8 protein-coding genes and 1 pseudogene are annotated in these 10,525 nt (G+C 41.1%); 2 read left to right on the forward strand and 7 right to left on the reverse strand.

Going from position 1 to position 10,525, the window contains the following annotated elements; translation table 11 throughout:
- The 5 genes from H1P_RS26555 to H1P_RS26575 form a co-directional block, all read right to left on the reverse strand.
- Positions 1–599 (reverse strand): SanA/YdcF family protein (locus H1P_RS26555; protein WP_246141964.1); only part of this gene is annotated, 599 nt, incomplete at its 3' end.
- Positions 600–708: 109 nt separating this feature from the next.
- Positions 709–1,749 (reverse strand): DMT family transporter, encoded by a 1,041-nt coding sequence (locus tag H1P_RS26560; protein WP_144873286.1) that lies wholly within the window; start codon positions 1,747–1,749, stop codon positions 709–711.
- Between the two features lie 167 nt (positions 1,750–1,916).
- Positions 1,917–2,354 (reverse strand): FixH family protein, encoded by a 438-nt coding sequence (locus tag H1P_RS26565; RefSeq protein WP_144873289.1) that lies wholly within the window; start codon positions 2,352–2,354, stop codon positions 1,917–1,919.
- Positions 2,355–2,460: 106 nt separating this feature from the next.
- Positions 2,461–4,251, reverse strand: a complete 1,791-nt coding sequence (locus tag H1P_RS26570; protein WP_144873292.1) for an efflux RND transporter periplasmic adaptor subunit — start codon at positions 4,249–4,251, stop codon at positions 2,461–2,463.
- Between the two features lie 128 nt (positions 4,252–4,379).
- Positions 4,380–4,901: a DUF2808 domain-containing protein gene (locus tag H1P_RS26575; protein ID WP_246141967.1), complete on the reverse strand. Its 522-nt coding sequence runs from the start codon at positions 4,899–4,901 to the stop codon at positions 4,380–4,382.
- A 379-nt stretch (positions 4,902–5,280) separates the two neighbouring features.
- On the opposite strand from H1P_RS26575, the gene rppA reads away from it, so the two are divergent.
- Together rppA and H1P_RS26585 are read left to right on the forward strand one after the other, a co-directional pair.
- Positions 5,281–5,967 (forward strand): two-component system response regulator RppA, encoded by a 687-nt coding sequence (gene rppA, locus H1P_RS26580; RefSeq protein ID WP_144873310.1) that lies wholly within the window; start codon positions 5,281–5,283, stop codon positions 5,965–5,967.
- 27 nt (positions 5,968–5,994) lie between these two features.
- The gene (locus tag H1P_RS26585; RefSeq protein WP_144873298.1) at positions 5,995–7,434 is read left to right on the forward strand and encodes a sensor histidine kinase; all 1,440 of its coding nucleotides are present in this window, start codon (positions 5,995–5,997) and stop codon (positions 7,432–7,434) included.
- A gap of 194 nt (positions 7,435–7,628) precedes the next feature.
- Here H1P_RS26585 and H1P_RS39540 read toward each other — a convergent pair.
- Together H1P_RS39540 and H1P_RS26600 are read right to left on the reverse strand one after the other, a co-directional pair.
- A pseudogene (locus tag H1P_RS39540) lies at positions 7,629–8,199 on the reverse strand (cupredoxin domain-containing protein).
- A gap of 20 nt (positions 8,200–8,219) precedes the next feature.
- Positions 8,220–10,508, reverse strand: a complete 2,289-nt coding sequence (locus H1P_RS26600) for a heavy metal translocating P-type ATPase (protein ID WP_144873307.1) — start codon at positions 10,506–10,508, stop codon at positions 8,220–8,222.
- Positions 10,509–10,525: the final 17 nt, after the last annotated feature.

The following is a 10,525-nucleotide window of genomic DNA, read 5'->3' on the forward strand; positions in this document are numbered from 1 at the left end:
AAAAAAGTAGGATGGGGACGAATAAGATGAATGTCAGACAAAGCTTTTACGTTAGCTAACATTTCCCGTAATAAATATGGGAACATTCCTCGCAGTCCATAAATGTCTCGATCTGGCGTTCCCAAACCAACTGCGTTTACTCCTAACTGACGACAAGTGTAGACAGCACGAGGTAAATGATAGTTTTGGGTAATAACAACTGCTCGATGTATATCAAAGACTTTATGGGCGCGGTAACAACTTTCATAGGTGCTAAAACCTGCATAATCTAGAGTAATATCTTTAGTCGGTACGCCCAAATCGTGGGCAAATCGTTTCATTGCCACAACTTCGTTGTAGGAAATCATGCTATTGTCCCCTGTCATTAGCAGCTTATGAATGCGCCCGTGCTGATATAGTTTCACCGCAGAATCCACTCGGTCAGCCAACATAGGGCTAGGATTTCCATCTGCTAACAAACCTGCACCAAAGACAATAGCGACATCTTCTTGGGGAATTTGAGCCGATGACAAGTGGCGATCGCTATTTGTCACTAAATTAATATAGCCAGTTGATATTATGGGTATTGCCAGCGTGCCAATTATCAACCATAGCAGCATTGATTTTAGTCGATAGAATACTTTGAAAAATACATTATTTTTTCTTCGTCTTAAATCAGATTTTTTTGGAAGCATCATTTAAATTGCGCTCGCCCTGTTTGTTTAAAGTTTAGCTATGTTGATGGCGATGATGAATATCTGGCAAATGAAAATGATTATGAAATATCGCTTCGTGTTCGTGCCAATGAGAATGTAGTAGTGAAGCTGAACTCTCTGAATGGTTATGGGTGTGATGCTTATCGTTATGATTATGCAGGTGTTGATGGTTAGTCGCTAGATGCTCGTGTTCGTGGCTGTGTTGGTCTTGAAATAGTGCGAATAGAGAACCTATTTTTAGTACCAATGCTATATGCTGAAACAGAACGATTTCTTCTCCTAAAATTAAAGCTGAAAACAGAATTCCAAATAAAGGAGCAGAGGAAAAAAGCATCTGTGAGCGGGTTGCACCCAAGCTTTGGGCTGAAGTTATATAAAGAACGATACTAATTCCATAGGCTAGCATTCCTATGCCTAATGCGATAAATATATTTGAGGCAGAAGTAGTGGATGGCTGGATTAATATGCCCAAAAAGAGATTGACACTTCCCGCTACTATTCCTTTATAAAAGGTACTTTGTGCGGGACTTATGCCATCAATTAATGCCGTTAAATGGTTGTCTAAACCCCAACAAATACAGGCAATAGTTACCAACAAACCCGCTTCAACTCCTGCTACTCCCTCACCTACAGATAATAAAATCGCAGCGATAATACAGCCATCTACACCTATCCAACCAATACGTCCTAAATGGTCTTGAAAAAAACAATAACCCAAAATTGCCGTGGCTACTAATTCTAAATTTAACCAGAGAGAAACAGAAGCAGCGGTCGCAAATTGAAGTCCTAACAAAAGAAATATCGGTGCTAGAATTCCGCCAAAAATAATAGCTCCCAAAAGATATAAACGATTTTTAGAAGATAATTGACTAGGTAGTCTAATTTCTCTTTTTTTAACTAATAGAGGAGCAACTCCTATTGCTGCCCCTAAATAAAGTAATCCAGCTAACTGAATCGGAGAAAAAGATTCTAGCAATACTTTACTAGCAGGAGTTGCCGAGCCAAATAAGGCTGCTGAGATTAAAGCTAATAAGATAGGTAATTGTTTATTCATGATTTACAAAGTTTTCAATGACAAATAAATACTCAATGAAAAATCATCTTTTGTCCCAACTCAAATCTAAGTATAATCATTACTGAAAAGAGAATAGAAATAAATTTATCTGTGTTATCTGCGGGCTTACTCGATTGATGTAAAGGGGCATTAAATTGCCCCTCAAATTACTTCACTTCAAAAGTAAACTCTTGTTGAGCTTGATATTGAGGGTCTTTAACACTGGCAACTACGTTCCAAGTTCCCTGCATTCCAAAATAGGTAGTAGCTTTAAAGCGACCTGGTTCGTCTGCGGGTGTAACTTCTACCTTGCCCATCATGTCATCCATGCCATCCATCGGCATAGATGCGCTGACATCGAGGCTTTCTACTTTAACTGGTTCTCCTGTAGCACTGTCTACCACTTCCAAAATCATTTCCGCATCGCCCATTGAGAGTTCTGCTTGTGGATCGGGGCTGACTAAATTTACGGTAGCGATACTTTCTTGTTTATTCTGTGTCGTTTCAGTTGGAGTAGTAGAAGCTACATTAGTATCACTTTGGGCAGGACTACAAGCAAAAGCTAAAAAACTTAAGGGAAGTAAGATTAAGATTAGTTTTTTCATGATTGTTTTTTTGTAGTTAGTAGTTAAAAATTTGTATGGGTGAACTACCCTTCATCGAGGCAATTTGTTCTGTGGTTTAATGTAAAGATTTAAGTTGTTTGAGTTGCTATTGAACTTCGAGCGTAAACTCTTGTTTCCCTTTGTTTTTAGGGTCTTTGACTTGGGCAGTAATCGTCCAGTCCCCTTTCATGCTGAGATAGGTATCGGCTTTAAACCTACCTGGCTTACCGTCTGGTTGGACTTCTACTGGGGCGGTCATCGGTGCCATGTTCTTCATTGGCATGGACGCGCTCATCTCTAGGTCAAGGATATCTAGCGGTTGACCTTGAGCATCTTTAACTTCTATTACCAGTTGAGCATCACCCATCGGGACACCAGTTTGGGAATCGGGACTGACTAACTGAATTTGGATATCTTGAGCAGAAGCTTTATTAGCTGCTATGGGTTGTGAGGATTGATTAATGACCGCTACGGTCGCATTTTCCACCAATCGACGTTGACCTGAAGTTACTACTGCTTCTCCTCGTTTTAAACCACTGGTAACTTCTACTCTGTCTCCCGTTGACATTCCCAATGTAACTGGTTGGGCTGTTACTGTATCCCCTTCGACTACCCAAACTGAAGGTTGGTCTTGAAATTCCACCACCGCAGCTTGAGGGATGGTGATGGCACTAGGTTTACGGGCGGTAACAATCTTCATCTCTAGAAACTTGCCCGAAAGTAATTGTCCGTCAGGATTATCAATAACTGCCTCTACCGTTACCGTGCGAGTTTGACTGTTAGCTTGGGGAAAAATACTGGTAATTTTGCCTTTTATAGGCTCAACATTGCTTCCAGGGATAGTAGCTAACACTGGTGAGCCTGGGCGAATATTAACGGCATCTTGCTGTGCCACATTAGCTTGTAAACGCACCCGATTGTAGTCGCCGATTTTAACAATACCCATACTAGGTTGAACCACTACTCCAGGATCGACGCTACGTTCCTGGACGATTCCTGAAATGGGAGAGGTGATGGTAGTGTAACCCTGCATTACATTAGCAGTATCGACTTTAGCTTTGGCTTGGTTAATCTTGGCGCGATCGTTTACTACTTGAGCTTCCATTCTGACTAACCTAACCCGTGCCTGTTTGAGAGCAGCTTCTTTACTTTTGACTTCGCTATCTACAACGTCAAACTCATCTTGGGAAATCACCCCATCCTTAACCAGTCGAGCAAATCTGTCTTGTTTCAAATTGAGATAGGCTAAATCGGCTTCAATCTGTGCGATCGCACTTCTTTGCTCGTCTACCTCAATCTTGCTCATTTCCAAAGCAGTTTCCATCGTGTTAGCCTCTGCTACGGCTTCAGCTACTCCTGTATTTAATTCAGAAGCATCTAAGGTAGCTATAGCTTGTCCTGCGGTAACGCGATCGCCTGGATAAACGGAATAGTTAGTCAGTTGTCCCGCTACACGAGGGTAAACCACGATCTCTTGATAGGGTTCAATCGTACCTGTATAGCTAACACTGGCTTCTAAAACCTGGGGTTCAACTGTTTCTACTCGGACAGGATTGGGATTAAATGAACCATCCACCGCCATCATCTCGTCATGAGACATATCGCCGTGATCCATTCCTGACATCTCTGCCATCGAACTAGAAGGCTTGAGGTGATTGGTTAATACTAAAATATTTCCCGTCAGCAGGGCGAAAACTCCTAGCCCTAGTAGGGTTTTCCCCAGTCTAAAACTAGAATGTAATTCCTTCTGAGAGTTCGTTTCTCTTAGTTCCTCTGTTTCAATAATTGAATGGGACGTAACTTCTTCAGTTACGGTTTCAGAATTTAGAGAATCATGGCGTGAGTTCTCGTTGTCATCTGACATTGACCCCTGAGTTTTTGTCGAATTTGCAGTCATGCGAAGGTTTAAATGATTAAGTCTCACTTGCTATCAAGAATGACACAAGAAAATTAAATCACTATGAAATCTCTTGAGTCGGCTGTAGATTAACCATGATAGCGATCGCTCTCATTTCTAAAAACAGATTAATCGTAAATATGGATGCGACCAGAACCAAGGTATAGCCCTGGACTATCTTCTCCAGTGGGATAGGCAGTCACACCAAAAAGGTAAACTCCACCTGTAAAGGGGTTCTGCTTCGGTTTGACGGATATTGTGACGGTATTTCCTGGTTCAATAGGAGTATCAAAGACAATGGTTGTTTCTCCAGGCTTGGACTCTCCCCCCACCGCAGCGAGAGGAATATTAGCACCTGCCAAATTATTGCCCATCGAAGCAAGAGTTTTATCTGCTTTGAAAACAAGAGTATCCATATTCTCCTTCTGAGTAATTTTGACGGATTTGAGAGCTTCTCCTGCATCTTGGGGGACTTCAATCGTAAACTGATATCTTGCTGCGGAATTATTGCGCTCGCTAAAATTGGTAGCAGTACGAATTAGACGAAATGAGCTTTCAAAAGCTTTTTGTCCATCAAGTAATTCTACTGCTGTTGAAGGTTTCAGAACTAAGGAATTAACCCCAAATACTAAGGTTGAAATTGTCAACACAGAAGATATAAATAATTTATTTAACACTATTTTTCTCCGAAAAGATGGGAACATTTATCGATTTTGATAGCGCATAGTTTCGATGCAACCTCGGAACGTTAACCGCACCGTTTGCCGTTTTTATTTTCAAGAGTTAGCTAATTAACTTTTTCTAAACGGGGAGAGGTAATTAGTTTCTCTGGTTAACCGACAAAATGAAAACCGATTAATTGCAACTTTTACACATGACAATTAAATCAGAATGAAATCGATTAATTATTGAATAAAAAAGATTTTTTCATCCTAATTTAATAAAGTTATGACAGAATAAAAATCTATAGTTTTGAGCATCCAAACTTGGCTTGAAAGTAGTATTGATTATCTAGAACCGATGTCCTATATGAGAATTTTGCTAGTTGAAGATGAACCAGATTTAGGGGCTGCTATCAAGCAGAGTTTGAACCACACCAATCACCTTGTAGATTGGGCTTTAGATGGTCTTGATGCTTGGGATTATTTCAAGCTTAAAGAATATCATTTGGGAATTTTTGACTGGCTATTACCTGGAGTATCGGGAGTAGAGTTAATTAAGCGGATTCGGAGACAACAAAAACCTTTACCGATATTGATGCTGACAGCAAGAGACAGCATGGAGGATAAAATAGCTGGTTTAGATGCAGGGGCAGACGATTATTTAGTCAAGCCTTTTGATATGCCCGAACTGTTAGCAAGATTGAGAGCTTTACAGAGACGAACCCCTCAATTACAACCTAAAAGATTACAGGTAGGTAATCTCAGTTTAGATTACGGTACTAATACCTTTTGGCTGCGCGAAGAATCGGGAGAAAAGCAGGTATTGCTGACTAAAAAAGAATTTCAGCTACTAGAGTATTTTATGCAGCATCCCAACCAAATTGTTACTAGCGATCAGCTTCTAGAGCAGCTATGGGAATTTGGTGCAGAACCTCCCAGTAATGTAGTGGCAGCACAGGTATGTTTGCTGCGACGCAAACTAACTAAGTATGGTTGCGATGATATGTTAAAAACCTTTTACGGATTGGGTTATCGTTTTCAGCCCCAAGCATAATCTAGATTTTTATAGCTAACTTTTAATGTGAAGCAAAACCGACTTTTCTCAAGATCGCGCTGGCGATTAGCTAGCTGGTATGCTGGAATACTAAGTATAATTCTACTTATTTGTGCCTTGGGAGTTTACGAAGCGATCTCTCATGCCCATCGCGTTACCATTAACCAAGAATTAGAATCGGTAGCAGGAACTCTTCACGACAGCCTTTTACCCGTTCTCAAACAACCAGGGAAACTAGAACCCCAAGTAAAGGAGTTATTACCTAATACTTGCCTTGTCGAAACAGGCTGTTACAACCCAGATCGCTTCCAATCATATAGATTAGGAGTAATTGGGCAAGATAAGTATTATTTACGTCTGTTTAATTTGTCTGAAGATTTGGTAGCAGTGGCAGGAATGCAACCGAAACTACCTCAAGTTTCCAATCAACAACAATGGGAAACCTTAACCGATTCTGAAGGTGTTCGCTATCGGCAAATTTCATTTCTCTTACACACTCAAAAAGCTCAAAATTGGGGTTATCTCCAGGTTGGTAGAAGCTTAGAAGATTTTGATAACTACATCGCTAACGTGATGTGGATACTTCTATTAGGAGTTCCCTTAGTGGTGTTACTGGTAATGGCTGCTAGCTGGTGGTTAGCAGGATTAGCTATACGCCCTATTTACCAATCGTACCTACAAATGCAGCAGTTTACAGCCGATGCTGCCCACGAATTGAGAACTCCCCTAGCAGCAATTCAAGCAACGGCTCAATCTAATCTAATGCTGCCTACTCTATCTGAGAAAAAAGCGAAAGATACCTTAAAAACCATAGTGCGACAGAACAAGCGACTTTCCTATTTAGTGGCAGATTTATTAACTCTATGCCGTATTGATGGAGAGTTAAGCAGTAACACCTCTAGTCGCAGATTATCTCGATCCCGTTTATCCCGCTTAGTTTGGGACTTGACGGGACTCCGCCGTAAGACAACGAAGACAGCACGCACCGTTGGTCAAACCAAGAGAGAAAAAATTGCTCTACCCCACCTAATTATTGAAGTAGAAGAAGAGTTAGCAGCCCTAGCGATGGCTTCAGAAATTGAACTTACTTCCCAAATTAAAGTATCTCAACCGATCGAGGTAACTGGCGATCGCCAGTTATTATATCGTCTAATTACTAATTTAGTTACTAATGCGATTCAGTACACTCCAGCAGGGGGTCAAGTAATATTAAGTCTTATAGAGGAACACCATGATGTAATAATTTGTATTCGAGATACTGGTATTGGTATTTCTAAAACGGAACAAAAGCGCATCTTTGACCGCTTCTATCGTGTCGATAAGGCTCGTTCTAGAGGTAAAGGTGGTTCTGGGCTTGGGTTAGCTATTGCTAAGGCGATCGCTCTGGCTCATCATGGCAATATTGAAGTTGAAAGCGAACTAGGCAGAGGAAGCACCTTTACCATTCGTCTGTCATTAAATAACTAATTATCAGGAAACACTTCAGAATTCTCTGGCTGCTTTTGGGCTATAGAAGAACAATGACGAATTTGGTGGACAGCTTCTAGCTGATTCTATTGCTGCTGCTTGTAACCAAATTGCCAAGCTTGTTGAAGTTTAAAACTAGCATTCTAATTCATAAAATTTGAGTCGCAACTATTCAAAAAATATAGGAAAATGAATTAACGCCCAGAGTCTTCTGCTATGACTACTCCTCGATACATATTCATACCACAGGTAAAGGTGTACTCTCCTGGTTTTTCTGGTACGATTTCCACCGAAGTAATTTGGTTTAAGCTTAGATCTAATGCTTTATTAAAATCGGGTAATAATACCTGTTCCAAACAACTACTAGGGTCTTTACGAAAGAAATTCAGCTTAACTGGTTCGCCAGCACTCACTTTAATTCTGTCGGGTGTATAACCACCGTCTACGACAATATCTAGTTCTTGAATTCCCTGTTTAACCTGTGCTTTTTGAGATTTAGTTTTACTGAACATAAACCACCATAGTTCTGCACCAATTAAGCCTAATCCACCTAAAGCGACAGCAAGTTTTAAGCTTAAAGGCTGTTCAATTTTTTGATTTTAAGCTTAAAGGCTGTTCAATTTTTTGAAACTGGCTAGTTTGTTCACCACCCGAAGCGGGCATTTCAACCTCAGCATCTTTCTGTGCTAATGCGCTGTTAGTAGTTAAAGCTAACAGAAATCCTAACCCTGCTAGACTGCCAACAAATCTACTTTTACTGAACATGATATTTATTTCCTCCTTTGTTAAGAGAGGGATTTAGATGGATTAAAATTACGTAGACGTAAAGCATTAGTCACGACCGAAACCGAACTAAATGCCATTGCAATCCCAGCAATAATCGGGTTGAGCAACCAGCCAAAGAAAGGAAAAAGAACTCCTGCTGCGATGGGAATACCCAAGACGTTATAGATAAAAGCAAAGAAGAGATTTTGACGGATATTACTAATAGTCGCCTTACTTAACTGTATTGCTGTAACAATGCCGTGTAATTCTCCCGAAATGAGAGTAAGATCACTAGCTGAGATCGCCACATCCGTTCCCGTACCAATAGCTATCCCAACATCAGCCTGAGCCAGTGCAGGAGCGTCATTGATCCCATCCCCTACCATTGCGACTATTTTGCCTTCTTGTTGTAATTCTTTGACCTTGGCTGCTTTTTGGTCGGGGCGTACTTCCGCTTCTACTCTAACTATACCCACCTGACGAGCGATCGCTTCGGCGGTTTTTTGATTATCTCCTGTCAGCATCACTACTTCTAAATTTAAGTTACGTAATGCCCTTACTGCTGCGGTGGAAGAAGGTTTTACCGCATCGGCAATACCCATAATTCCTTCTAGTTCGCCGTCTACGGCAATTAAAACTACGGTTTTAGCCTCTGCTTCCCAAGTATCTTTTTGTTGCTGTAAAGTATCAGTTTTGATGCCCAACTCAGACATCCAGCGTTGAGTACCGATTTGTACCAAACGATCTGAAACTGTACCCTGCACTCCGCTTCCTGCTACTGCTTCAAAATCATTACTTTCTGGTAGATCGACATCTTGCGACTGAGCGTATCTTACTACTGCTTCGGCTAGAGGATGTTCGGAATTACGTTCTACTGCTGCGACTAAGCGTAATAACTTTAGTTCTGCGCCATAATCAACACCCCTAACTGCTTGGTAATCAGTAACAGTTGGCTTCCCCTGAGTAATCGTGCCAGTTTTATCTAAAACTATTGTTTGAAGTTTGTGTGCCAGTTCCAAACTCTCTGCACCCTTAATTAAAATGCCGTTTTCTGCACCTTTTCCCGTACCTACCATTACCGAAGTGGGAGTCGCCAAACCCAAAGCACAGGGACAGGCAATGATTAATAATCCGACGGTATTAATTAAAGCCAGGGAAATATTTCCCATAATAGTAAACCACAGAACAAAAGTAATAATAGAGAGAGCGATGACGGTAGGCACAAACCAGCCAGTCACCTTGTCAGCCAGTCTTTGTATTGGTGCTTTTGAACCTTGAGCATCCTGTACCAACTGAACTATCTGCGCCAAAACTGTATCTGTACCGACTCTGGTAGCCCTAAACTTAAAACTACCTGTCTTATTAATTGTCGCGCCAATGACTTCATCTCCTCGCTGTTTTTTAACGGGTATGCTTTCCCCTGTTACCATTGCTTCATCGATGGTAGAACTACCGCTAACTATTTCTCCATCAACAGGAATTTTCTCTCCTGGGCGTACTAAGATCGTGTCGTTAATCTGTACTTCGTTAATGGGAACATCTATTTCTCGTCCATTACGTATCACTCTGGCATCTTTAGCCTGTAAACCCATAAGTTGACGAATCGCCTCTGAGGTTTTTCCTTTTGCCCGATTTTCAAACCACTGTCCAAGTAAAATCATCGTAATAATTACGGCTGCGGTTTCGTAGTAAACCTCTGGCATTAAACCCTGGTTGAGAAAGAAGTCGGGAAAGACGGTAGCAAATACAGAATAAAGATATGCTGCACTCGTTCCAAGAGCAATCAATGTATCCATCGTCGCAGTATGACGTTTAAAGGCTTTCCACCCACTGATATAAAATCTGTAGCCACACCAAAACTGAACTGGTGTAGTCAATATCAACTGTAGCCAGGGGTTATGCAACCATGCAGGGATAAAAGGCAGAGTTAACCCCGTCATCATTGGTAGCGAACCAACAATTAGAATGAAGCTAATTATGCCACCAACAATGATTTTGAGTTTCAGATCGCGGGATTCGGCTTTTCGGGCAGCTTGTTCAATGTCATCCTCTCCTGTCAACATTGCTTGTTCTTGAAGAGAATAAGCCGAGTATCCTGCTTCCTCTACCGCATCTTGGATATCTGCAATACTGGTTTGGCGAGGATTGTATTTAACCGCAGCTTGTTCTGCACCGAAGTTAACGTTACATTCGGCTACTCCAGGTACATTTTTAATTGCCTCCTCTATACGAATGGCACAAGAAGCACAACTCATGCCCCTGAGTTTGAGATTGGCACTCTCTAAATTTTTGGTAGAAGTTGAATTCATGATTGATAACTGAAGCG

The sequence above is a fragment of the Hyella patelloides LEGE 07179 genome, assembly GCF_900659865.1.
Lineage (GTDB): Bacteria > Cyanobacteriota > Cyanobacteriia > Cyanobacteriales > Xenococcaceae > Hyella > Hyella patelloides.

Bases quoted from the DNA above. Each gene is read 5' to 3' on its own strand.
- H1P_RS26565 (WP_144873289.1), bottom strand. From the start codon at position 2,354: ATGAAAAAACTAATCTTAATCTTACTTCCCTTAAGTTTTTTAGCTTTT.
- H1P_RS26570 (WP_144873292.1), bottom strand. From the start codon at position 4,251: ATGACTGCAAATTCGACAAAAACTCAGGGGTCAATGTCAGATGACAAC.
- H1P_RS26560 (WP_144873286.1), bottom strand. From the start codon at position 1,749: ATGAATAAACAATTACCTATCTTATTAGCTTTAATCTCAGCAGCCTTA.
- rppA (WP_144873310.1), top strand. From the start codon at position 5,281: ATGAGAATTTTGCTAGTTGAAGATGAACCAGATTTAGGGGCTGCTATC.
- H1P_RS26600 (WP_144873307.1), bottom strand. From the start codon at position 10,508: ATGAATTCAACTTCTACCAAAAATTTAGAGAGTGCCAATCTCAAACTC.